Below are 24173 nucleotides of genomic sequence, written 5' to 3'. Positions count from 1 at the left end.
CTCACTCCGACGGGAGCTAATCCGTGAAAGACTTACTGAAGTTTCTGAAAGCGCAAACTAAGACCGAAGAGTTTGACGCGATCAAAATTGCGCTGGCTTCGCCAGACATGATCCGTTCCTGGTCTTTCGGCGAAGTTAAGAAGCCGGAAACCATCAACTACCGTACGTTCAAGCCGGAACGTGACGGTCTTTTCTGCGCCCGTATTTTTGGGCCGGTGAAAGATTACGAGTGCCTGTGCGGTAAGTACAAGCGCTTGAAACACCGTGGCGTCATCTGTGAAAAATGTGGCGTTGAAGTGACCCAGACCAAGGTGCGCCGTGAGCGCATGGGTCACATCGAACTGGCCTCACCGACCGCGCACATCTGGTTCCTGAAGTCCCTGCCGTCCCGTATCGGTCTGTTGCTGGACATGCCGCTGCGTGACATCGAACGCGTACTGTACTTCGAATCTTATGTCGTCGTCGAAGGCGGGATGACCAACCTGGAGCGTCGTCAGATCCTGACCGAAGAGCAGTATCTGGATGCACTGGAAGAGTTCGGTGACGAATTCGACGCCAAGATGGGCGCCGAGGCGATCCAGGCCCTGCTGAAAGGGATGGATCTGGAAGCCGAGTGCGAGCAGCTGCGTGAAGAGCTGGGTGAGACCAACTCCGAGACCAAGCGTAAGAAGCTGACCAAGCGCATCAAGCTGCTGGAAGCGTTCATTCTGTCTGGCAACAAGCCGGAGTGGATGATCCTGACCGTGCTGCCGGTATTGCCGCCGGATCTGCGTCCGCTGGTCCCGCTGGATGGCGGTCGTTTCGCGACCTCCGATCTGAACGATCTGTATCGTCGCGTGATCAACCGTAACAACCGTCTGAAGCGCCTGCTGGATCTGGCTGCGCCGGATATCATCGTACGCAACGAAAAGCGTATGTTGCAGGAAGCGGTCGATGCGCTGTTAGATAACGGCCGTCGCGGTCGCGCCATCACCGGCTCTAACAAGCGTCCGCTGAAGTCTCTGGCCGACATGATCAAAGGTAAGCAGGGTCGTTTCCGTCAGAACCTGCTGGGTAAACGTGTCGACTACTCTGGTCGTTCCGTTATCACCGTCGGTCCGTACCTGCGTCTGCATCAGTGCGGCCTGCCGAAGAAGATGGCATTGGAACTGTTCAAGCCGTTCATCTATGGCAAGCTGGAACTGCGCGGCCTGGCCACCACCATCAAGGCGGCCAAGAAGATGGTCGAGCGCGAAGAGGCGGTGGTATGGGATATCCTCGATGAGGTGATCCGCGAGCACCCGGTCATGCTGAACCGTGCGCCGACCCTGCACCGTCTGGGTATCCAGGCGTTCGAACCGCTGCTGATTGAAGGTAAAGCCATTCAGCTGCACCCGCTGGTGTGTGCGGCCTACAACGCCGACTTCGACGGTGACCAGATGGCAGTACACGTACCGTTGACGCTGGAAGCCCAGCTGGAAGCGCGTGCGTTGATGATGTCTACCAACAACATCCTCTCCCCGGCGAACGGCGATCCGATCATCGTTCCGTCTCAGGACGTGGTGTTGGGTCTGTACTACATGACTCGCGACTGTGTGAACGCCAAAGGCGAAGGCATGGTGCTGAGCGGCCCGAAAGAGGCCGAACGTATCTATCGCGCCGGGCTGGCCTCGCTGCATGCTCGCGTTAAAGTGCGTATCACCCAGTACAGCAAGAATACCGATGGCGAGATGGTGCCGGAAACCGGCCTGATCGACACCACCGTTGGCCGCGCCATCCTGTGGATGATCGTGCCGAAGGGGCTGCCGTTTACCATCGTCAACCAGCCGCTGGGCAAGAAAGCCATCTCTAAGATGCTGAACGCCTGCTACCGTGCGCTGGGTCTGAAGCCGACCGTTATCTTCGCCGACCAGATCATGTACACCGGTTTCGCCTATGCGGCGCGCTCTGGTGCCTCCGTCGGTATCGACGACATGGTGATCCCGGCGAAGAAAGCCGAAATCATCGCCGAAGCCGAAGCCGAAGTGGCCGAGATCCAGGAGCAGTTCCAGTCTGGTCTGGTTACCGCTGGCGAACGTTACAACAAGGTCATCGATATCTGGGCCGCCGCTAACGAGCGTGTGGCGAAGGCGATGATGGAAAACCTGTCTACCGAAACCGTTATCAACCGTAACGGCGAGGAAGAGCGTCAGGTCTCCTTCAACAGCATCTTTATGATGGCCGACTCCGGTGCGCGTGGTTCCGCCGCTCAGATCCGTCAGCTGGCCGGTATGCGTGGTCTGATGGCGAAGCCGGACGGCTCCATCATCGAAACGCCGATCACCGCGAACTTCCGTGAAGGTCTGAACGTACTCCAGTACTTCATCTCTACTCACGGTGCGCGTAAAGGTCTGGCGGATACCGCACTGAAGACCGCGAACTCCGGTTACCTGACTCGTCGTCTGGTCGACGTGGCGCAGGATCTGGTGGTCATCGAAGACGACTGTGGTACCCACAACGGTATCGTCATGACCCCGGTTATCGAGGGCGGCGACGTGAAAGAGCCGCTGCGTGACCGCGTTCTGGGTCGTGTGACGGCGGAAGAAGTCTTGAAGCCGGGTACGGCGGACATCCTGGTGCCGCGTAACACCCTGCTGAACGAAAAATGGTGTGACCTGCTGGAAGAGCACTCTGTCGACAGCGTGAAAGTGCGTTCTGTCGTGAGCTGTGAAACTGACTTCGGCGTGTGTGCTCACTGCTACGGTCGTGACTTGGCCCGTGGCCACCTGGTGAACAAGGGCGAAGCCATCGGTGTTATCGCGGCACAGTCCATCGGTGAACCGGGTACCCAGCTGACCATGCGTACCTTCCACATCGGTGGTGCGGCATCGCGTGCGGCGGCTGAATCTAGCATTCAGGTGAAGAACAAGGGTAGCCTGAAGCTGACCAACGCCAAGTTCGTCGTGAACTCCGACGGTAAGCTGGTGATTACCTCACGTAACACCGAGTTGAAACTGATCGATGAGTTCGGTCGTACCAAGGAAAGCTATAAGGTGCCTTACGGTGCCACGCTGGCCAAGGGCGACGGCGCTGAGGTGAACGGCGGTGAGACCGTTGCTAACTGGGATCCGCATACCATGCCGGTTATCTCTGAAGTTAGCGGTTACATGCGCTTTGCCGACATGATCGACGGCCAGACGGTAACCCGTCAGACCGACGAACTGACCGGTCTCTCCTCTCAGGTGGTTCTGGATTCTGCAGAGCGTACCGGTAGCGGTAAAGATCTGCGTCCTGCGCTGCGTCTCGTCGATGCCAACGGTGACGACGTACTGCTGCCGGGTACCGATATGCCGGCTCAGTACTTCCTGCCGGGTAAGGCCATCGTGCAGCTGGAAGATGGCATCGCCATCAGTGCCGGTGACACCCTGGCGCGTATTCCGCAGGAATCCGGCGGTACCAAGGATATTACCGGTGGTCTGCCGCGCGTTGCCGACCTGTTCGAAGCCCGCCGTCCGAAAGAGCCGGCAATCCTGGCCGAGATCAGCGGTGTGGTTTCCTTCGGTAAAGAGACCAAGGGCAAACGTCGCCTGGTGATCACGCCGTTGGATGGCAGCGATGCTTACGAAGAGATGATTCCGAAGTGGCGTCAGCTCAACGTGTTCGAAGGCGAACGCGTAGAACGTGGCGACGTGATCTCCGATGGTCCAGAGTCTCCGCATGACATTCTGCGTCTGCGTGGCGTGAACGCGGTAACGCGCTACATCGTTAACGAAGTCCAGGACGTATACCGTCTGCAGGGCGTTAAGATTAACGATAAGCACATCGAAGTTATCGTGCGTCAGATGCTGCGTAAGGCGACTATCGCCTCTGCCGGTAGCTCCGACTTCCTGGAAGGCGAGCAGGTGGAAGTGTCCCGCGTCAAGATCGCTAATCGTCAGCTGGAATCTGAAGGTAAGATTGCCGCGACCTATATGCGCGATCTGCTGGGTATCACCAAGGCATCTCTGGCGACCGAGTCCTTCATCTCCGCGGCCTCCTTCCAGGAGACCACCCGCGTGTTGACGGAAGCGGCCGTTGCCGGTAAGCGTGACGAACTGCGTGGCTTGAAAGAGAACGTCATCGTGGGCCGTCTGATCCCGGCGGGTACCGGCTATGCCTACCACCAGGATCGCATGCGCCGTCGTGCTGCCGACTCCTCCGCCGCTCCGCAGGTGAGTGCGGAAGAGGCCAGCGCCAACTTGGCAGAACTGCTGAACGCGGGTCTGCTAGGTGGCAATGACGAATAAGTCATTCGCTTGACCGTATGAAAAAACCGCTCTTTGGAGCGGTTTTTTTTCGTCTGGCGTGCGGCGCATCGGGTGAGCGGTTGCTTCATCACTCTGGACGCCGCGGTCTAGCGCCGTTTAGCGGCGTGGGGTGGTGTCATCGGCCAGATACAGTTCGCCGCCATAGGCACGGAACTGATCGGCCATCTGTGCCATACCCGCTTCCGGTTCTGCCTCCGTCTGCGTCTGGCGCGCGGCATGTTCACGCACCTCCTGCGAGATCTTCATCGAACAGAACTTCGGCCCGCACATCGAACAGAAGTGGGCGAGCTTGCCGGAGGCCTGTGGCAGCGTGGCGTCGTGATAGGCGCGTGCGGTGATGGGGTCGAGCGCCAGATTGAATTGATCCTCCCAGCGGAACTCGAAGCGCGCCTGCGACATGGCGTTGTCGCGGATCTGGGCGCCAGGGTGCCCCTTGGCCAGATCGGCAGCATGGGCGGCGATCTTATAGGTGATCAATCCCTGCTTCACATCCTCTTTGTCCGGCAAGCCGAGATGTTCTTTGGGCGTGACGTAACACAGCATGGCGCAGCCAAACCAGCCGATCAGTGCCGCACCAATGCCGGAGGTGAAGTGGTCATAGCCCGGGGCGATATCGGTAGTGAGTGGCCCTAAGGTATAGAAGGGCGCTTCGTGACAATGGGTGAGCTCCTCCTCCATGTTGCGGCGGATCATCTGCATCGGCACGTGTCCCGGCCCCTCGATCATCACCTGGACATCATACTCCCAGGCGATCTGGGTCAGCTCGCCTAGGGTATGCAGCTCGGCGAACTGGGCCTGATCGTTGGCATCCTGGATCGAACCGGGGCGGAGACCGTCGCCCAATGAGAGCGCAATATCATAGGCGCTACAGATCTCGCAGATCTCGCGGAAATGGCGATAGATGAAGTTCTCCTGATGGTGCGCTAGACACCACTTGGCCATGATGGCTCCCCCGCGCGAGACGATGCCCGTCAGGCGTTGGGCGGTCAGCGGGATATAGCGCAGTAACACGCCGGCGTGCAGGGTGAAGTAGTCTACGCCTTGCTCCGCTTGCTCCAACAGGGTATCGCGCAACAGCGGCCAGTCGAGATCCTCGGCGACACCGTTGACCTTCTCCAACGCCTGATAAATCGGCACGGTGCCGATAGGGACTGGGCTGTTACGTAAGATCCATTCACGCGTCTCGTGAATATAGCGTCCGGTAGAGAGATCCATCACCGTATCGGCACCCCAGCGGGTGGCCCACACCAACTTCTCGACCTCCTCCTCAATCGACGAGGTGACGGAAGAGCTACCGATGTTGGCGTTAACCTTCACCAGGAAATTACGGCCGATGATCATCGGCTCGGATTCGGGATGATTGATATTGGCGGGAATGATGGCTCGCCCGGCGGCAACCTCGGCACGCACAAACTCGGCGGTGATGTTCTCCGGTAGATGGGCGCCGAAGGATTCGCCGGGATGCTGCTGGCGTAATACGCCACTCCGAATGCGTTCACGCCCCATGTTCTCGCGCAGGGCAATAAACTCCATCTCCGGGGTGATGATGCCCTGGCGGGCATAATGCAATTGGCTGACTCGTTTCCCGGGTAACGCGCGACGCGCAGCGGGAGGCTGGGGAAAGCGCAGCGTCTCTAGTGCCAGATCGGCTTGACGTTGGCGGGTGTAATCGGCGCTGCGCCCAGCGAGCACTTCCGTGTCGCCACGCTCTGCGATCCACGCGGCGCGGATGGCCGGTAAGCCTTGGCGTAGATCGAGAGAGGCTTGGGGATCGCCATAGGCGCCCGAAGTGTCGTATACCGCCACCGCCTCATTGTCGCGCCACTGTGGTTGTTCCGGCGTCCCACCGACGAGGGTTGGGCTGAGACTGATCTCACGTAGAGGGACTCGGATATCGGCGCGTGAGCCCTGGAGGTAGATGCGGCGAGAGTTGGGATAGGCTTCGCCGCGGAGGCTAGCGATGAAGCGCTGGGCCTCGGCGCGGCGTTGGCGGCGTGGCGCATCGGGAATGGTTGGAGTCGACATAGCAAATTCCTGCCTCATAAGGCGTGATAGGAGAAAAATTGCTTGTCTGGAGCTCGGATAGGAGTAATGAATAAGAAAAACGTGAAGCCATGGATTGGCTGAACGTGCAGATTACTCTTGTTCCCTTCGTGGGTATTAACCCAATCAGGTTCCGCGGATCCCGAATTAACGGTCTCAGCCTGTGATACCCGGTATCAACTAGGCACTCCGACAAGATGGTGCGGCGAGGGTGGTAACCCTCGCGTGCGGGCAGTGTAAGGAGGGCGTGAGAAAACTGCAAGTATTGTTAATAATGTGTTTAATCATGGTTTGTTCGCAGGGTGGCGCGTAGGCGGAGCGAACGCAGGCACGAGTGGAGTGAAGGAGTCGAGGCGGTGGCAGTCGTACAGCAAATAGGTGAAGCCGATAACGGCTGGTGGGTGGTCAGCGATCAGGGGCGTATCTGGTTGCCGCAGGGTGAGCTACCTTGTGGTAGCGCGGCACGCTGGGGGTTGGTCGGGCAGATGGCCTACCGTATTGGTGAGTGGCAGGGGATGGCGGTATGGCTGGTGCGGCAGCAGCGCAATGGAGAGATGACCACGGTACGCCAGCTGATCGACGCCGATCGCGGTTTATTTCAATTAGCCGGTCGCGGCGTACAGTTGGCGGAGTTTTTCCAGTCCCATCGGTTCTGCGGTTACTGCGGCCAGCCGATGCAGGCGAGTCAGCATGAATGGGCCTGTCTGTGCGCTCACTGCCAACAACGCTATTACCCACAGATTGCTCCCTGTATCATCGTCGCCATTCGTCGGGACGATCATATCCTGCTGGCTCGGCATAATCGCCACCGTAATGGTATCTATACCGTCCTGGCGGGCTTTGTCGAGGTGGGGGAGACGCTGGAGCAGGCCGCCGCGCGTGAGATCATGGAGGAGAGCAATTTACAGATTAGGAATCTGCGTTACGTCGCCTCGCAGCCGTGGCCTTTTCCCCACTCTCTGATGATGGCCTTCTTGGCCGATTATGCCGCGGGCGAGCTACGCCACGACCCCAAAGAGCTACAGGAGGCGGGGTGGTATCGTTACGATCGTCTGCCCCAGTTACCCCCGGCCGGTACGGTGGCGCGACGTCTGATCGAGGACACCGTTGCGCTGTGCCGGGCGCAGCATGAATGAGTCACCCACATGCTACAATGCCATAAAATAATAATAGGAGCCGAAGGATGTCCGAACTGAAGAACGATCGCTATCTGCGTGCGCTGTTGCGCCAGCCGGTCGACATGACCCCGGTATGGATGATGCGCCAGGCTGGGCGTTATCTGCCGGAGTACAATGCCACGCGTGCCCAGGCCGGTGACTTCATCGCCCTGTGTAAGAATGCCGAACTGGCCTGTGAAGTCACCTTACAGCCGTTGCGTCGTTTCCCTCTGGATGCGGCGATCCTGTTTTCGGATATTCTCACGGTGCCGGATGCCATGGGCTTGGGACTCTACTTCGAGGCGGGCGAAGGGCCACGCTTTACGCGGCCGATTACCTGCCGCGCCGACATCGATCGGCTGCCTATTCCCGATCCGGAACAGGAGCTGGGTTATGTGATGGCAGCGGTGCGCACCATCCGGCGTAACCTGCAGGGTGCCGTGCCGTTGATCGGTTTCTCCGGTAGCCCCTGGACGTTAGCGACCTATATGGTCGAGGGCGGTAGTAGTAAGGCCTTCACCAAGATTAAGAAGATGATGTATGCCGATCCGGCGGCCCTACATCACCTACTGGATAAGTTGGCGCAGAGCGTCATCCTGTACCTTAACGCCCAGATCCGTGCCGGGGCGCAGGCGGTGATGATCTTTGATACCTGGGGGGGTGTGCTGACTGGGCGCGACTACCGCGAGTTCTCTCTACAGTATATGCATCAGATCGTCGATGGCCTGCAGCGTGAAAATGAGGGGCGCCGGGTGCCGGTGACGTTGTTTACCAAGGGCGGCGGGCAATGGCTGGAGGCGATGGCAGAGACGGGGTGCGATGCCCTCGGTTTGGATTGGACCTGCGACATCGCCGATGCGCGTCGTCGAGTCGGTGATCGGGTTGCACTGCAAGGCAATATGGACCCCTCCATGCTGTATGCGCCAGCGGCGCGCATCGAGCAGGAAGTCGCCGACATCCTGGCGGGTTTCGGCCAGGGGGAGGGACACGTCTTTAACTTAGGACACGGTATCCATCAGGATGTGCCGCCCGAGCAGGCCGGCATCTTTGTTGAGGCGGTTCATCGTCTCTCCCAGCCGTATCACCGTTAACGGGACACCAGACACCATGGATATGCAGGCGTTACGTGATGAGCAACGGGCTAAGGCGGTACAGGTTGAGCTGGCGGATCGTTGGGATACGCCGTCGCTGATCGCCGGAGCCGACGTGGGCTTCGAGCAGGAGGGGGCGGTCACGCGGGCGGCGATCGCCGTGTTGCACTATCCTTCGTTGACGCTGGTGGAGTACCAGGTGGCGCGTATTGCCACGCGGATGCCGTATATCCCCGGTTTTCTCTCGTTTCGCGAGTATCCCGCCCTGTTGCAGGCCTGGGCGCAACTACGCCAGCGGCCACAGTTGGTGATGGTCGATGGACACGGTATCGCGCATCCCCGTCGGCTAGGGATTGCCAGCCATTTTGGCCTATTGGCGGATGTACCAACCATCGGCGTGGCGAAGCGCCGGCTGTATGGTCAATTCGCCGACTTGGATGCCGCGCCGGGGGCGACGACTCCGCTGATGGATGGAGCCGAGCCGATCGGTTGGGTGCTGCGTAGCAAGGCGCGTTGTAACCCGCTATTTATCTCAAGTGGCCATCGCGTCAGCCGTGATAGCGCCTTAGCCTGGGTACAACGTTGTTTACGTGGCTACCGACTACCGGAACCGACCCGCTGGGCCGATGCGATCGCCTCTCGGCGCCCCGCCTTTTTGCGCTGGCAGGCCACTCAGTCTCCTTCCCAAGGGCAAGAGTAACCGGGGGAGGAGTGAACATTCTTATAATCTGGCGCAATCGTAGGGTTTTTCCCGTAATTCAGTTAGACTGCGCCGCAGATAATCGAGAGAGACTTCAGCATGCTGCGTAATCCCATTCATAAACGTCTGGAGAAGTTGGAGAGTTGGCAACAGCTCACCTTTATGGCTTGCCTCAGCGAGCGGATGTTCCCCAACTACCAGGCCTTTTGCCGGCAAAGCGAGTTTGCCGACGCAGCGGTGTATCGCCGTATCCTGGATCTGGTCTGGGAAGTGTTGACGGTGAAGGATGCCAAGATCAACTTCGACAGTCAGTTGGAGAAGTTGGAGGCGGTGATCCCCAATGCCGATGACTATGACATGTACGGTGTCTACCCAGCGATCGACGCCTGTGTCGCGTTGAGCGAGATATTGCATTCTCAATTGGGCGGCGACATGTTGGCGCATGCTATTGCCGTGAGTGAGACCTCGTTGCATACCGTTGGCATGTTAGAAATGACCCAGGCCGGTCGTGAGATGAGCGACGATGAGTTGAAAGCGTTACCGGCGATCCAGGAAGAGTTGGACATTCAGTGGGAGATTTTTCGCCTGCTGAACGAGGCCGAAGAGCGTGACCTCGAATTGATAAAAGGGCTGCGTGCCGACCTGCGTGAGGCGGGTGTGAGCAACATCGGTATCGAATTAGCGCAATAAGACGGCAAAACGTGATTTAACACCTGATTTGTCGCCCTCTAAGGCTTCACATTCGCCCCTCGCTTGTTCTACATTTGGGGGGCGTAAAAGAAGTGGCTATCGGTGCGTGTATGCAGGAGAGTGCTGTCAATCGGCATATCCGTCGCACTCGATGCTTTGCAAACGATAAACACACTGTAAGGATAACTTATGAATAAGACTCAGCTGATTGATGTAATCGCAGACAAGGCCGATCTGTCCAAGACCCAGGCTAAAGCCGCTCTGGAGTCTACCCTGGCTGCTATTACTGAGTCTCTGAAGGCAGGCGATGCCGTACAATTGGTTGGTTTCGGTACTTTTAAAGTGAATCATCGTAACGAGCGCACTGGCCGCAACCCGCAGACTGGCAAAGAGATCAAAATTGCCGCCGCTAACGTCCCGGCGTTCGTTTCTGGCAAGGCATTGAAAGACGCGGTTAAATAAGTAACGCGTGGCCACAGTAAGTTGTGTAGTTGAGGGGGCGATGGTGCCCCTTTTGTCTATACGCCGCTGGCTAGTGGCTGGCATCGTGCTGTTGGCAGGCTGCCAGTCTCCCCCTTCCTCTCCCCCCTTTGCCGCGACAGGATATATCGCGGATGGCGGCATCGTACGCATTTGGCGCCTCGAAGGGCGCGCGCAGCAACCTCTGGCTATGATGCGTGTGTTTAGCCCGCTGGGTCAGGGGCAGACTCTCATCGATCACTATCGTTACCGTGACGGGCACTTGTATCAGATCTTACAGCAGAGCGGGGACGATGAGGGCGACGTGCTGCAGTTACGTTTCGATATGCAGGGGACGTTGAGTTATATGCAGCGCTTGCAGGGTGAGACGCGTGAGATGCCGAGCGCCGATGAGATCGCCAAGGCGCAATATCAAGCGCGTCATACACGCGATTTGGCGGCCACGCTGATCGCGGGTGGGGTCAGCCTGGTTCAGGGGCGCTGGCAGGATGGGATCTTTACCCGTTGCGATGGCCAAGTCGCGCCATTGCCGTTAGCCGGTTGGCAGGCGGCGCAATTGGCGCGGCGCGAGGCGAATAGCCATGGCGCGCTATGGGTTGCCTGGTTGTCTGCACCGGCGGGCGCTCAGTTGTTGCAGATTACCCAACAAGATATCTGCGTTTGGGAGCCGACGGCCAAAACCTTGTAAAAAAGCCGGCACAAGGCCGGCTTAATCGTGACGGGGTCGAGGCACGTTAGCGTGGACGTTGTAGCGCGCGGTAGCCGATGTCACGACGGCAGAAGCCTCCCGGCCAGGAGAGGGTGTCGACCAGCTGATAGGCATTGCGCTGGGCTTGAGCGATATCATCGCCTAAGGCTGTCGCACATAATACGCGTCCACCGCAGGTCTCGACTTCGCCGAGGGGATTCAATCGCGTCCCGGCATGGAATACCTTGGCGTCTGCCGTACCGTGTGTCAAACCGTGAATGATATCGCCCTGGCGGTAGTCCCCCGGGTAGCCCGCCGCGGCCAGTACGACGCCTAACGCCGCTCGTGGGTCCCAGGCGGAGGTCTGCTGATCGAGTGTCCCCTGGGCACCGGCCAGGCAGAGTGCCACCAGATCCGATTGCATACGCATCATGATCGGCTGGGTCTCTGGGTCACCGAAGCGGCAATTAAACTCAATGACCTTCGGCTCGCCGTCAGCCGAGATCATCAGCCCGGCATAGAGGAAACCCGTATAGGGAGAACCCTCCTCGGCCATACCGCGTACCGTCGGCCAAATTACCTGCTCCATCACGCGCTGATGCACCGCTTCGCTGACCACGGGCGCTGGGGAATAGGCACCCATACCGCCGGTATTGGGGCCGCTGTCACCATCGCCAACTCGCTTATGATCCTGGCTGGTGGCCATCGGCAGCACGTGTTCGCCGTCGACCATCACGATGAAGCTGGCTTCTTCGCCGGTCAGGAACTCTTCGATAACGATGCGATGCCCGGCGTCGCCAAAGGCATTGCCCGCGAGCATATCGTGGATAGCCGCCTCGGCCTCCTCCAACGTCATGGCAACGATCACCCCTTTCCCGGCGGCCAGACCGTCGGCCTTGATCACAATCGGGGCCCCCTGCTCACGGACATAGGCTAACGCGGGCTCGACTTCGGTGAAGTTACGGTAGGCTGCGGTAGGAATATGGTGGCGCGCGAGGAAGTCTTTGCTAAAGGCTTTAGACCCTTCCAGCCGTGCCGCACTTTGGCTCGGGCCGAAGATGGTCAGGCCTGCGGCGCGGAAGGCGTCGACGACACCGAGTACCAGGGGAGCCTCGGGTCCTACGATGGTCAGATCGATCTGTTGGCGGCGGGCGAAGTCGACCAGCGCCGGAATATCGGTTGCGGCGATGGCGATATTCTCCAAGGCCGGCTCTTGTGCCGTGCCGGCGTTACCGGGCGCGACAAATACGCGCTCGGCCAGCGGAGACTGTGCGGCTTTCCAGGCCAGGGCATGCTCTCGCCCGCCGTTGCCGATAATCAGGATATTCATAACGGTCACCTTTGCGCTGCGGGGGGAGCCCCGCAGCATTGATCTTAGTGGCGGAAGTGGCGCATGCCGGTGAAAATCATGGCGATGCCGTGCTCGTTGGCGGCGGCGATAACCTCGTCATCACGAATCGAGCCTCCCGGTTGGATCACACAGGTGATGCCAACAGCCGCCGCGGCATCGATGCCGTCGCGGAAGGGGAAGAAGGCATCGGAGGCCATGACTGAGCCGGCGACGGGTAAACCCTCATCGGCGGCCTTAATCCCGGCAATTTTGGCGGAGTAGACGCGACTCATCTGCCCGGCACCGATGCCAACGGTCATGTTATCTCGTGCATAGACGATGGCGTTGGACTTAACAAACTTGGCGACTTTCCAGCAGAATAAGGCATCGCGCAGCTCCTGCTCGCTGGGCTGGCGTGTGGTGACCACGTGTAGATCGTCAGCGCCGACCATCCCCAGATCGCGCTCTTGAACCAGCAGCCCACCGTTGACGCGTTTGAAGTCGAGTCCCGGACAGGCCTCACCCCATTCACTGCAGGCGAGCACACGAACGTTCTGCTTGGCGCTGAGCACATCCAAGGCTTCATCGCTGATACGAGGGGCGATGATCACCTCGACGAATTGGCGGGCGATGATGGCTTGCGCCGTCTTGGCATCCAGAGGACGGTTGAAGGCGATGATACCGCCAAAGGCGGAGGTCGGGTCAGTCTGGTAGGCGCGCTCATAGGCCTGGAGTAGATCACTAGCGATAGCGACGCCACAGGGGTTGGCATGTTTCACGATGACACAGGCTGGCTCGGCAAAACTTTTAACACACTCCAGCGCGGCATCGGTATCGGCGATGTTGTTATAGGAGAGCGCCTTGCCCTGCAACTGCTGCGCGGTGGCGATGCTGGCCTCACGTACCGGCTCTTCGACATAGAAGGCGGCCTGCTGGTGGCCATTTTCGCCATAACGCATATCCTGCTTTTTCACCAGATTCAGATTCAGGGTGCGAGGGAAGCGTCCGCTGGGATTACTGGTGTCGCCATGGTAAGGGGCGACCAGCGTGCCGAAATAGTTGGCAATCATGCTGTCGTAGGCGGCGGTATGCTCAAAGGCTTTGATCGCCAGATCGAAGCGTGTCGCCTGACTTAACGAGCCATGGTTAGCATCCATTTCGGCAATGACCCGATCGAAGTCGTGGTTATTAACTATGATGGCGACGTCATTATGGTTTTTCGCGGCCGAGCGCACCATGGTCGGTCCGCCGATATCAATATTTTCTACCGCTGCTTCCAGAGTACAGTCGGGACGGGCAACGGTCTGGGCAAAGGGATAGAGGTTAACCACCACCATATCGATGGGTTTGATCTCATGCTGCTGCATGATATCGCTGTCACGGTCACGGCGACCCAGGATCCCACCATGAATCTTGGGATGGAGGGTTTTAACGCGTCCATCCATCATCTCTGGGAAACCGGTATAATCGGAGACTTCAATGACGGGCAGGCCAGCCTCTGATAATAGACGGGCGGTGCCGCCCGTTGAGAGCAGCTCGATGCCGCGTTGGTGTAACGCACGGGCGAACTCAACGATACCAGTTTTATCGGAGACACTCAGTAGTGCGCGGCGAACAGGACGACTGTGTTGCATGGTGGTTATATCCTTCGGCAATGGATCGCAGTAACCCTATTTATATACCTATTAGGCGTCGTTGCGAATGAAGCGGAATTATAGCGCGCGATGATTCTAACGAAAACGTTTGCGTAAAGCTCGTCAAATTTTTGCCGCCACAGAGTTTGTGGATAACTCTGTGTGTAATCAGGTATAAGCAGTTCAATTGCTGTGTAATGCGTCAAACGATACTTTTGTCGTAAAATAGCGGTTGCACGCTGCGAATTGGGCCCTATAATGCGCCTCCATCGACACGGCACTTGTGAACAACATCACAAGATGAGCCGGGGAGAGTGAAGTGAAAAACGAGAAATTAATCGTTGACACTCACCGAGGAAAGCGTAACATACGCTGCCTCGACTTAGTGAAGCAAAGCTCCTAAGTCATTGCTCTTTAACAAATTATCAGACAATCTGTGTGGGCACTCGCAAGATTCGTATTAAGCATTCCTCGGAATGCCAAAATATTTAAAGTCTTGAAGAGTGACAGCAGTTAATTCATTACGAATAAACAGTTTAATTTCTTTGAGCATCAAGCTTTTAATTGAAGAGTTTGATCATGGCTCAGATTGAACGCTGGCGGCAGGCTTAACACATGCAAGTCGAGCGGTAGCAGGGAGAAAGCTTGCTTTCTCCGCTGACGAGCGGCGGACGGGTGAGTAATGTCTGGGGATCTGCCTGATGGAGGGGGATAACTACTGGAAACGGTAGCTAATACCGCATAACGTCGCAAGACCAAAGTGGGGGACCTTCGGGCCTCATGCCATCAGATGAACCCAGATGGGATTAGCTAGTAGGTGAGGTAATGGCTCACCTAGGCGACGATCCCTAGCTGGTCTGAGAGGATGACCAGCCACACTGGAACTGAGACACGGTCCAGACTCCTACGGGAGGCAGCAGTGGGGAATATTGCACAATGGGCGCAAGCCTGATGCAGCCATGCCGCGTGTATGAAGAAGGCCTTCGGGTTGTAAAGTACTTTCAGTAGGGAGGAAGGTGTGCGTGTTAATAGCACGTGCAATTGACGTTACCTACAGAAGAAGCACCGGCTAACTCCGTGCCAGCAGCCGCGGTAATACGGAGGGTGCAAGCGTTAATCGGAATTACTGGGCGTAAAGCGCACGCAGGCGGTTTGTTAAGTTGGATGTGAAATCCCCGGGCTTAACCTGGGAACTGCATCCAAGACTGGCAAGCTAGAGTCTCGTAGAGGGAGGTAGAATTCCAGGTGTAGCGGTGAAATGCGTAGAGATCTGGAGGAATACCGGTGGCGAAGGCGGCCTCCTGGACGAAGACTGACGCTCAGGTGCGAAAGCGTGGGGAGCAAACAGGATTAGATACCCTGGTAGTCCACGCTGTAAACGATGTCGATTTGGAGGTTGTGCCCTTGAGGCGTGGCTTCCGAAGCTAACGCGTTAAATCGACCGCCTGGGGAGTACGGCCGCAAGGTTAAAACTCAAATGAATTGACGGGGGCCCGCACAAGCGGTGGAGCATGTGGTTTAATTCGATGCAACGCGAAGAACCTTACCTACTCTTGACATCCAGCGAATCCTGTAGAGATACGGGAGTGCCTTCGGGAACGCTGAGACAGGTGCTGCATGGCTGTCGTCAGCTCGTGTTGTGAAATGTTGGGTTAAGTCCCGCAACGAGCGCAACCCTTATCCTTTGTTGCCAGCGGTTCGGCCGGGAACTCAAAGGAGACTGCCAGTGATAAACTGGAGGAAGGTGGGGATGACGTCAAGTCATCATGGCCCTTACGAGTAGGGCTACACACGTGCTACAATGGCGTATACAAAGAGAAGCGACCTCGCGAGAGCAAGCGGACCTCATAAAGTACGTCGTAGTCCGGATTGGAGTCTGCAACTCGACTCCATGAAGTCGGAATCGCTAGTAATCGTGGATCAGAATGCCACGGTGAATACGTTCCCGGGCCTTGTACACACCGCCCGTCACACCATGGGAGTGGGTTGCAAAAGAAGTAGGTAGCTTAACCTTCGGGAGGGCGCTTACCACTTTGTGATTCATGACTGGGGTGAAGTCGTAACAAGGTAACCGTAGGGGAACCTGCGGTTGGATCACCTCCTTACCTGAAGATACGAAATATTGTGTAGTGCTCACACAGATTGTCTGATAGATGTTCGAGCAAAGCGTCTGCGAAGTCGACCCAGTGTCCCCTTCGTCTAGAGGCCTAGGACACCGCCCTTTCACGGCGGTAACAGGGGTTCGAATCCCCTAGGGGACGCCATTTGCGGTATCGGGTGAAAGACGGTGCCAACAATATTGCAAAACGGACTTACGAGTCATGTTTGCAATATTTTGCTCTTTAACAATCTGGAACAAGCTGAAAATTCGAAAACAATCGAATTGCTTTTAACAAGTGATTCGAGAGTCTCTCAAATGCTTGCAGCACGAAGTGAAACACCTTCGGGTTGTGAGGTTAAGTGACTAAGCGTACACGGTGGATGCCTAGGCAGTCAGAGGCGATGAAGGACGTGCTAATCTGCGATAAGCGTCGGTGAGCTGATATGAAGCATTATTAGCCGGCGATGTCCGAATGGGGAAACCCAGTGCAATCCGTTGCACTATCGTTAAGTGAATACATAGCTTAACGAGGCGAACCAGGGGAACTGAAACATCTAAGTACCCTGAGGAAAAGAAATCAACCGAGATTCCCCCAGTAGCGGCGAGCGAACGGGGAAGAGCCCAGAACCTGAATCAGTTTGTGCATTAGTGGAAGCGTCTGGAAAGTCGCGCGATACCGGGTGATAGCCCCGTACACGAAGGTGCACAGCTGTGAGTTCGATGAGTAGGGCGGGACACGTGTTATCCTGTCTGAATATGGGGGGACCATCCTCCAAGGCTAAATACTCCTGACTGACCGATAGTGAACCAGTACCGTGAGGGAAAGGCGAAAAGAACCCCGGCGAGGGGAGTGAAATAGAACCTGAAACCGTGTACGTACAAGCAGTGGGAGCATCCTTCGGGGTGTGACTGCGTACCTTTTGTATAATGGGTCAGCGACTTATATTTTGTAGCAAGGTTAACCGAATAGGGGAGCCGTAGGGAAACCGAGTCTTAACTGGGCGTCTAGTTGCAAGGTATAGACCCGAAACCCGGTGATCTAGCCATGGGCAGGTTGAAGGTTGGGTAACACTAACTGGAGGACCGAACCGACTAATGTTGAAAAATTAGCGGATGACTTGTGGCTGGGGGTGAAAGGCCAATCAAACCGGGAGATAGCTGGTTCTCCCCGAAAGCTATTTAGGTAGCGCCTCGTGAACTCATCTTCGGGGGTAGAGCACTGTTTCGGCTAGGGGGTCATCCCGACTTACCAACCCGATGCAAACTACGAATACCGAAGAATGTTATCACGGGAGACACACGGCGGGTGCTAACGTCCGTCGTGAAGAGGGAAACAACCCAGACCGCCAGCTAAGGTCCCAAAGTCATGGTTAAGTGGGAAACGATGTGGGAAGGCATAGACAGCCAGGATGTTGGCTTAGAAGCAGCCATCATTTAAAGAAAGCGTAATAGCTCACTGGTCGAGTCGGCCTGCGCGGAAGATGTAACGGGGCTAAACCATGCACCGAAGCTGCGGCAGCGACACTATGTGTTGTTGGGTAGGGGAGCGTTCTGTAAGCCTGTGAAGGTGGCCTGTGAGGGCTGCTGGAGGTATCAGAAGTGCGAATGCTGACATAAGTAACGATAAAGCGGGTGAAAAGCCCGCTCGCCGGAAGACCAAGGGTTCCTGTCCAACGTTAATCGGGGCAGGGTAAGTCGACCCCTAAGGCGAGGCCGAAAGGCGTAGTCGATGGGAAACAGGTTAATATTCCTGTACTTGGTGTTATTGCGAAGGGGGGACGGAGAAGGCTAGACCGGCCGGGCGACGGTTGTCCCGGTTTAAGCGTGTAGGTGTGATGACCTGGCAAATCCGGTTATCTCTAACACTGAGGCGTGATGACGAGGCACTACGGTGCTGAAGTGGTTAATGCCCTGCTTCCAGGAAAAGCCTCTAAGCTCTAGATAACACTGAATCGTACCCCAAACCGACACAGGTGGTCAGGTAGAGAATACCAAGGCGCTTGAGAGAACTCGGGTGAAGGAACTAGGCAAAATGGTGCCGTAACTTCGGGAGAAGGCACGCTGGCATGTAGGTGAAGTCCCTCGCGGATGGAGCCGAAGCCAGTCGAAGATACCAGCTGGCTGCAACTGTTTAATAAAAACACAGCACTCTGCAAACACGAAAGTGGACGTATAGGGTGTGACGCCTGCCCGGTGCTGGAAGGTTAATTGATGGGGTCAGCCGCAAGGCGAAGCTCTTGATCGAAGCCCCAGTAAACGGCGGCCGTAACTATAACGGTCCTAAGGTAGCGAAATTCCTTGTCGGGTAAGTTCCGACCTGCACGAATGGCGTAATGATGGCCAGGCTGTCTCCACCCGAGACTCAGTGAAATTGAACTCGCTGTGAAGATGCAGTGTACCCGCGGCAAGACGGAAAGACCCCGTGAACCTTTACTATAGCTTGACACTGAACATTGAACCTTGATGTGTAGGATAGGTGGGAGGCTTTGAAGTGTGGACGCCAGTCTGCATGGAGCCGACCTTGAAATACCACCCTTTAATGTTTGATGTTCTAACCTGGTCCCCGTAATCCGGGATAGGGACAGTGTCTGGTGGGTAGTTTGACTGGGGCGGTCTCCTCCCAAAGAGTAACGGAGGAGCACGAAGGTTAGCTAATCCTGGTCGGACATCAGGAGGTTAGTGCAAAGGCATAAGCTAGCTTGACTGCGAGAGTGACGGCTCGAGCAGGTGCGAAAGCAGGTCTTAGTGATCCGGTGGTTCTGAATGGAAGGGCCATCGCTCAACGGATAAAAGGTACTCCGGGGATAACAGGCTGATACCGCCCAAGAGTTCATATCGACGGCGGTGTTTGGCACCTCGATGTCGGCTCATCACATCCTGGGGCTGAAGTAGGTCCCAAGGGTATGGCTGTTCGCCATTTAAAGTGGTACGCGAGCTGGGTTTAGAACGTCGTGAGACAGTTCGGTCCCTATCTGCCGTGGGCGTTGGAAGATTGAGAGGGGCTGCTCCTAGTACGAGAGGACCGGAGTGGACGCACCGCTGGTGTTCGGGTTGTGATGCCAATTGCATTGCCCGGTAGCTACGTGCGGAAGAGATAAGCGCTGAAAGCATCTAAGCGCGAAACTTGCCTCGAGATGAGTCTTCCCTTGGACCTTGAGTCCACTGAAGGAACGTTTAAGACTAAGACGTTGATAGGCTGGGTGTGTAAGCGTAGCGATACGTTGAGCTAACCAGTACTAATGATCCGTGAGGCTTAACCTTACAACACCGAAGGTGTTTTTAGAGAGACGAATTTAGCTTGTTCAAGATTGGAACCGATGGCCTGAATGGCGGTTGGTAAAACAGAATTTGCCTGGCGGCGATAGCGCGGTGGTCCCACCTGACCCCATGCCGAACTCAGAAGTGAAACGCCGTAGCGCCGATGGTAGTGTGGGGTCTCCCCATGCGAGAGTAGGGAACTGCCAGGCATCAAATAGAGAAAAAGCCCCACGCTGATGCGTCGGGCTTTTTCTTTTTCTATTGATAGGCTCTAAGCCTCAGTAGGTTATCGATGTGGTTCGCCGATGGGTAAGACGGTGCGCTGCAATTGACCGTTGATCACCTCCGCCATTGCCAGATAGATTGCACTGGCGCCACAGATGATCCCTTCAATACCGGCCAACCTTAACACGCTGGCATTAGCGGTCAGATTGCCGTAAGCCAGCAGGAAAAATAGTAGCGTCAGGCTGGCGAAAACAAACTGTAGTGCTCGGTTTGCGCGTAGCGTGCCGAAAAACATGAACAGAGTAAAAATTCCCCAGAGTCCAAGATAAGCGGCTAACGATGGTGCTGTTACGGCCTCGGCCAGTCCCATCTTTGGCAAGAGTAGTAGGGCAACCAGGGTCAGCCAAAAGGCACCGTAAGACGTAAAGGCGGTGAGACCAAAGGTGTTGCCTTGACGATACTCCAGCAGTCCAGCCAAGATCTGCGCCAGCCCACCGAAGAAAATCCCCATCGCCAGGATCATCGCATTCAACGGGAATAGCCCCGCGTTGTGCATATTTAATAGTACCGTTGTCATACCGAAGCCCATCAGCCCAAGGGGAGCGGGATTGGCCAGTGGATTATTGAGCATATCGACTCCTTATACGGTGTCACAGGCGGCGTGCGCCGCCCTAGCGGTAGGGTATATCGTCCACAATCAGGTGTAGCGTTAGCGAGGCTGCATGGTGTGCTTCTCTTCCAGTAAGCGCTCGACGACGCTGGGATCGGCCAGGGTAGAGGTATCCCCTAAGTTGCTGACATCGCCGCTGGCGATTTTCCGTAAGATGCGGCGCATGATCTTCCCGGAGCGGGTCTTCGGCAGCGCATCGGTCCAATGTAGGATATCGGGTGTGGCGATCGGGCCGATCTCTTTACGCACCCAGTCGCGAACCTCGCTATACAGTGCCGGCGTGGGCTCCTCCCCGGCGTTAAGCGTGATATAGGCATAGATCGCCTGCCCTTTGATGTTATGTGGAATGCCTACCACGGCCGCCTCGGCGATTTTGGGATGTGCGACTAAGGCTGATTCGATCTCGGCGGTGCCCAGCCGGTGGCCGGAGACGTTGAGCACATCGTCGACACGCCCAGTGATCCAGTAATAGCCATCCTCATCGCGGCGAGCGCCATCGCCACTGAAGTACATGCCCTTAAAGGTGGAAAAATAGGTTTGCTCGAAACGTTCGTGGGCCCCGAACAGTGTGCGTGCCTGCCCTGGCCAAGAGTCCAGGATCACCAGATTGCCTTCGCAGGCTCCCTGGAGAACCTCTCCACTGTTATCGACCAGTGCCGGTTGCACGCCAAAGAAGGGTAAGGTCGCGGATCCCGCCTTGAGTAGGGTGGCACCCGGTAGGGGAGTAATCATAAATCCGCCAGTTTCGGTCTGCCACCAGGTATCCATGATCGGGCAATGGCTATTGCCGATGGTATGGTAGTACCACTCCCAAGCCTCTGGGTTGATCGGTTCACCCACTGAGCCGAGGATACGTAGCGAGCTGCGCTGGGTACCGGCGACGGCGCGCGTGCCTTCAGCCATTAATGCACGGATGGCGGTCGGCGCGGTATACAAAATATTGACCTGATGCTTATCCACGATCTGACTGAGTCGGTTGATGCCCGGATAGTTGGGCACACCTTCGAACATCAGGGTGATGGCACCATTGGCGAGTGGGCCATACAGCAGGTAGCTGTGTCCAGTGACCCAACCGACGTCGGCGGTGCACCAGTAAATATCGCCGGGATGATAATCGAAGACATATTTAAAGGTGGTCGCGGCATAGACCAGGTATCCCCCGGTGGTATGTAGTACCCCTTTAGGCTTCCCCGTTGATCCGGAGGTATACAGGATGAACAGCGGATCCTCGGCCTTCATGACGGCTACCGGGCAATGCACATCGGCTTGTGCCATCAGTTCATGCCACCAGTGATCACGGCCGGCATGCCACTCTCCGGGGGCCCCGGTACGGCGGAATACCACGACATGTTGTACGCTGGTGACTTGAGGGTGTAGCAATGCCTCGTCGACATTACGTTTGAGGGGAATGCTGCGCCCCGCCCGCACACCTTCATCCGCGGTGATCACCAATTTGGCGCCAGAGTCGATGATGCGCCCGGCGACAGCCTCCGGCGAGAAACCGCCGAAGATCACCGAATGGATCGCACCGATACGCGCACAGGCCAGCATCGCGACAGCCGCTTCGACCACCATCGGCATATAGATCGCGACGACATCGCCCTTTGCCACCTGGAGTGACTTGAGTACGTTGGCGAAACGACACACTTCCTGGTGTAACTGGCGATACGTGACATAGCGACTTTCCTGTGGGTCATCCCCCTCCCAGATGATGGCGGTCTGATCGCCCCGCTCCGCCAAGTGACGATCCAAGCAGTTGGCCGCCAGATTTAGCGTCCCATCTTCAAACCAGCGGATGTTGATATGCCCGGGATCGAAGCTGCTGTTTTTGACTCGAGTATAGGGCGTGATCCAACTGATGATTTGCCCCTGCTCACGCCAGAATGCATCGGGATTATCGACCGAGGCCCGATACATCTCGCGATACATCTCTTCACTGATGAAGGCATGCTGGGCGATGTCTCGTGGCACAGGGTAGGTATGGATGAGGCTCATACTACGTCTCCGAAATGATGTTAATAAGATGTCAATATAGAGTTAATTTTAGACGTGGTTAGGGATTTGTGTATATTTTGCGCGCATGATCACGCAATAAAGCGAGGGAGAATCGCGGGCCGGGTCGTGATGATACTGGCTGAAATGTGGTGCATTGCACCAATTTGGGGCGTCAAAACAGTGCGCTCGCTGATCGCGTATCCGGTGAAGATGGACATCGACGGTTACGCCGTGACCCCGTTGGTCAATAAATATACCAAATGAATTTATTCACCATGTAATTATTAAGCGGGCATCGATAGCGACGTCGCTTCCCTGTGGCAGCGGAGTTGTGTCGGGAGTGATGGCATAAATTATGCTTATACCTTGTCGTCAGTAATGCCGTGCGCAGCGGGACAGGCTGCGGCGAATGCAGTGAGCCAGGAAGCGAGAAACATAAAAAGGTCGCGCAGCGTCCGATAATAATGAGGTTGTTGAATAATGAAACGATTGAGATTGACCCTGGCATGGCAAATCGTTATTGCATTGATTTTAGGGATTATTGTTGGGGCCGTCTTGCATGATCAAGGGGAGTCACGCCAGTGGTTGGTGAGTAATCTGCTCAGCCCCGCGGGAGATATCTTTATCCGCCTGATTAAGATGATTGTCCTGCCCATCGTGATCTCGACGCTGATCGTCGGTATCGCCGGTGTAGGGGACGCGAAGAAGCTGGGCCGCATCGGGTTAAAGACTATCGTCTACTTTGAAGTGATCACCACCATCGCCATCATCGTCGGTATCACCTTAGCCAACCTATTCCAACCCGGTCATGGTGTCGATATGAGCCAATTGGCGACGGTTGATATTTCCCAATATGAGCGAACCACCGAGCAGGTGCAAAGCGGGGCACATAGCCTGGTCGGCACACTGTTGGCTCTCATCCCCGCGAACCTGTTTGCGGCATTGGCCAAGGGAGAGATCCTGCCGATCATCTTCTTCTCGGTCTTGTTTGGTCTGGGGCTCTCCTCGCTGCCGAGCGATCATAAGGAACCTTTGCTGCGTGTCTTTCGTGCTATTTCCGAAAGTATGTTTAAGGTTACCCATATGATCATGCGGTATGCACCGATCGGGGTATTTGGGTTGATCTCGGTGACGGTAGCTAACTTTGGCTTTTCCTCTTTGTTACCGTTGGCGAAGTTGGTCGTTCTGGTGTACGGCGCGATCCTCTTCTTCGGCCTGATGGTGCTCGGTGCGGTAGCGCGCCTGTGTCGGCTGCGTATTTGGACTCTGATCACCATCCTCAAGGATGAGCTGATCCTCGCTTACTCTACCGCGAGCTCGGAGACCGTGCTGCCGCGCATCATGGAGAAGATGGAGGCCTACGGGGCGCCGAAGTCGATCACCAGCTTCGTCGTACCGACCGGTTACTCCTTTAATTTGGATGGTTCGACGCTGTATCAGAGTATTGCCGCCATCTTTATCGCCCAGCTCTACGGTATTCAGCTCTCTCTGGGTCATGAGATCATCCTGGTATTGACGTTGATGGTGACCTCCAAGGGGATTGCCGGTGTACCGGGTGTCTCCTTTGTGGTCTTGTTAGCGACGCTGGGCAGCGTCGGTATTCCGCTGGAAGGACTGGCCTTTATTGCCGGGGTCGATCGGATTCTGGATATGGCGCGCACGGCGCTCAACGTGGTCGGTAATGCTTTGGCGGTACTGGTGATTGCCAAATGGGAGCACCAGTTCGATCGCGACAAGGCACGCGCCTACGAGGCGCGGATGCATACGCCTGAGGGTATTGCACAGCAGGATCTACTGTAAGCTCACGATGGTGCAAAGAGTAAAAACAAACGGGCGGAGATCATCT

At 56.5% G+C, this 24173-nt stretch carries 13 protein-coding genes, 1 tRNA gene, 3 rRNA genes and 1 riboswitch; of the genes, 12 read left to right on the top strand and 5 right to left on the bottom strand.

From position 1 onward, the window contains the following. Positions 1-23 precede the first annotated feature (23 nt). Positions 24-4244 carry a DNA-directed RNA polymerase subunit beta' gene (rpoC, locus tag DCL27_RS15620; protein WP_005280476.1) on the top strand — a complete coding sequence of 1407 codons (4221 nt, stop codon included), beginning with the start codon at positions 24-26 and terminating at the stop codon, positions 4242-4244. A gap of 117 nt (positions 4245-4361) precedes the next feature. Here the strand turns inward: rpoC and thiC are convergent, their stop codons facing one another. After that, positions 4362-6290 carry a phosphomethylpyrimidine synthase ThiC gene (gene thiC / locus DCL27_RS15615; RefSeq protein ID WP_005297608.1) on the bottom strand — a complete coding sequence of 643 codons (1929 nt, stop codon included), beginning with the start codon at positions 6288-6290 and terminating at the stop codon, positions 4362-4364. Positions 6291-6394: 104 nt separating this feature from the next. Continuing rightward, positions 6395-6510, bottom strand: a riboswitch (TPP riboswitch). A 154-nt stretch (positions 6511-6664) separates the two neighbouring features. On the opposite strand from thiC, the gene nudC reads away from it, so the two are divergent. From nudC to DCL27_RS15585, 6 genes are all read left to right on the top strand, one after another. After that, positions 6665-7444 (top strand): NAD(+) diphosphatase, encoded by a 780-nt coding sequence (gene nudC / locus DCL27_RS15610; RefSeq protein WP_035599729.1) that lies wholly within the window; start codon positions 6665-6667, stop codon positions 7442-7444. A gap of 47 nt (positions 7445-7491) precedes the next feature. Next, positions 7492-8556, top strand: a complete 1065-nt coding sequence (gene hemE / locus DCL27_RS15605; protein WP_005280468.1) for a uroporphyrinogen decarboxylase — start codon at positions 7492-7494, stop codon at positions 8554-8556. Between the two features lie 16 nt (positions 8557-8572). After that, entirely contained in the window at positions 8573-9256 is a 684-nt protein-coding gene (gene nfi, locus DCL27_RS15600; protein WP_005280465.1) for a deoxyribonuclease V, read from the top strand. Positions 9257-9355: 99 nt separating this feature from the next. Continuing rightward, positions 9356-9946: a YjaG family protein gene (locus DCL27_RS15595; RefSeq protein ID WP_005280463.1), complete on the top strand. Its 591-nt coding sequence runs from the start codon at positions 9356-9358 to the stop codon at positions 9944-9946. Positions 9947-10135: 189 nt separating this feature from the next. Beyond that, a complete protein-coding gene (gene hupA / locus DCL27_RS15590) occupies positions 10136-10408 on the top strand; it encodes a nucleoid-associated protein HU-alpha (protein WP_005280461.1) in 273 nt (90 codons plus the stop codon). 43 nt (positions 10409-10451) lie between these two features. Further along, positions 10452-11114, top strand: coding sequence for a DUF1481 domain-containing protein (locus tag DCL27_RS15585; RefSeq protein ID WP_223931182.1), 663 nt, complete (start codon positions 10452-10454; stop codon positions 11112-11114). 46 nt (positions 11115-11160) lie between these two features. Here the strand turns inward: DCL27_RS15585 and purD are convergent, their stop codons facing one another. Next, positions 11161-12444: a phosphoribosylamine--glycine ligase gene (gene purD, locus DCL27_RS15580; protein WP_005280456.1), complete on the bottom strand. Its 1284-nt coding sequence runs from the start codon at positions 12442-12444 to the stop codon at positions 11161-11163. A 44-nt stretch (positions 12445-12488) separates the two neighbouring features. Beyond that, positions 12489-14078: a bifunctional phosphoribosylaminoimidazolecarboxamide formyltransferase/IMP cyclohydrolase gene (gene purH, locus DCL27_RS15575; protein ID WP_035599719.1), complete on the bottom strand. Its 1590-nt coding sequence runs from the start codon at positions 14076-14078 to the stop codon at positions 12489-12491. A gap of 561 nt (positions 14079-14639) precedes the next feature. Between purH and DCL27_RS15570 the strand changes: the two genes are divergently transcribed. The 4 genes from DCL27_RS15570 to rrf all read left to right on the top strand — a co-directional run bounded on the left by DCL27_RS15570 (position 14640) and on the right by rrf (position 19646). Further along, positions 14640-16183 (top strand): 16S ribosomal RNA (locus DCL27_RS15570). A gap of 83 nt (positions 16184-16266) precedes the next feature. Continuing rightward, positions 16267-16342, top strand: a tRNA-Glu gene (locus DCL27_RS15565). 190 nt (positions 16343-16532) lie between these two features. Continuing rightward, a 23S ribosomal RNA gene (locus DCL27_RS15560) occupies positions 16533-19440 on the top strand. 90 nt (positions 19441-19530) lie between these two features. Beyond that, positions 19531-19646 (top strand): 5S ribosomal RNA (rrf, locus tag DCL27_RS15555). The 16S, 23S and 5S rRNA genes sit together here with 1 tRNA gene alongside, the layout of an rRNA operon. Positions 19647-19723: 77 nt before the next feature. On the opposite strand, the gene satP is transcribed toward rrf, so the two are convergent. Continuing rightward, the gene (gene satP, locus DCL27_RS15550; protein WP_035599874.1) at positions 19724-20293 is read right to left on the bottom strand and encodes an acetate uptake transporter; all 570 of its coding nucleotides are present in this window, start codon (positions 20291-20293) and stop codon (positions 19724-19726) included. Between the two features lie 78 nt (positions 20294-20371). Then, entirely contained in the window at positions 20372-22327 is a 1956-nt protein-coding gene (gene acs, locus DCL27_RS15545) for an acetate--CoA ligase (RefSeq protein ID WP_228594446.1), read from the bottom strand. 480 nt (positions 22328-22807) lie between these two features. Between acs and gltP the strand changes: the two genes are divergently transcribed. After that, positions 22808-24127, top strand: a complete 1320-nt coding sequence (gltP, locus tag DCL27_RS15540) for a glutamate/aspartate:proton symporter GltP (RefSeq protein WP_035599868.1) — start codon at positions 22808-22810, stop codon at positions 24125-24127. Positions 24128-24173: the final 46 nt, after the last annotated feature.

Source organism: Edwardsiella tarda ATCC 15947 = NBRC 105688 (assembly GCF_003113495.2).
Classification (GTDB): Bacteria; Pseudomonadota; Gammaproteobacteria; order Enterobacterales; family Enterobacteriaceae; genus Edwardsiella; species Edwardsiella tarda.
The sequence above is the reverse complement of the archived record's forward strand: the minus strand, read 5'-3'. Positions and strand labels throughout refer to the sequence as shown.

Coding starts and splice junctions, on each gene's coding strand:
- acs (WP_228594446.1), bottom strand. CDS start 22,327: ATGAGCCTCATCCATACCTACCCTGTGCCACGAGACATCGCCCAGCAT.
- hemE (WP_005280468.1), top strand. CDS start 7,492: ATGTCCGAACTGAAGAACGATCGCTATCTGCGTGCGCTGTTGCGCCAG.
- hupA (WP_005280461.1), top strand. CDS start 10,136: ATGAATAAGACTCAGCTGATTGATGTAATCGCAGACAAGGCCGATCTG.
- purD (WP_005280456.1), bottom strand. CDS start 12,444: ATGAATATCCTGATTATCGGCAACGGCGGGCGAGAGCATGCCCTGGCC.
- DCL27_RS15595 (WP_005280463.1), top strand. CDS start 9,356: ATGCTGCGTAATCCCATTCATAAACGTCTGGAGAAGTTGGAGAGTTGG.
- gltP (WP_035599868.1), top strand. CDS start 22,808: ATGAAACGATTGAGATTGACCCTGGCATGGCAAATCGTTATTGCATTG.
- nfi (WP_005280465.1), top strand. CDS start 8,573: ATGGATATGCAGGCGTTACGTGATGAGCAACGGGCTAAGGCGGTACAG.
- purH (WP_035599719.1), bottom strand. CDS start 14,078: ATGCAACACAGTCGTCCTGTTCGCCGCGCACTACTGAGTGTCTCCGAT.
- satP (WP_035599874.1), bottom strand. CDS start 20,293: ATGCTCAATAATCCACTGGCCAATCCCGCTCCCCTTGGGCTGATGGGC.
- thiC (WP_005297608.1), bottom strand. CDS start 6,290: ATGTCGACTCCAACCATTCCCGATGCGCCACGCCGCCAACGCCGCGCC.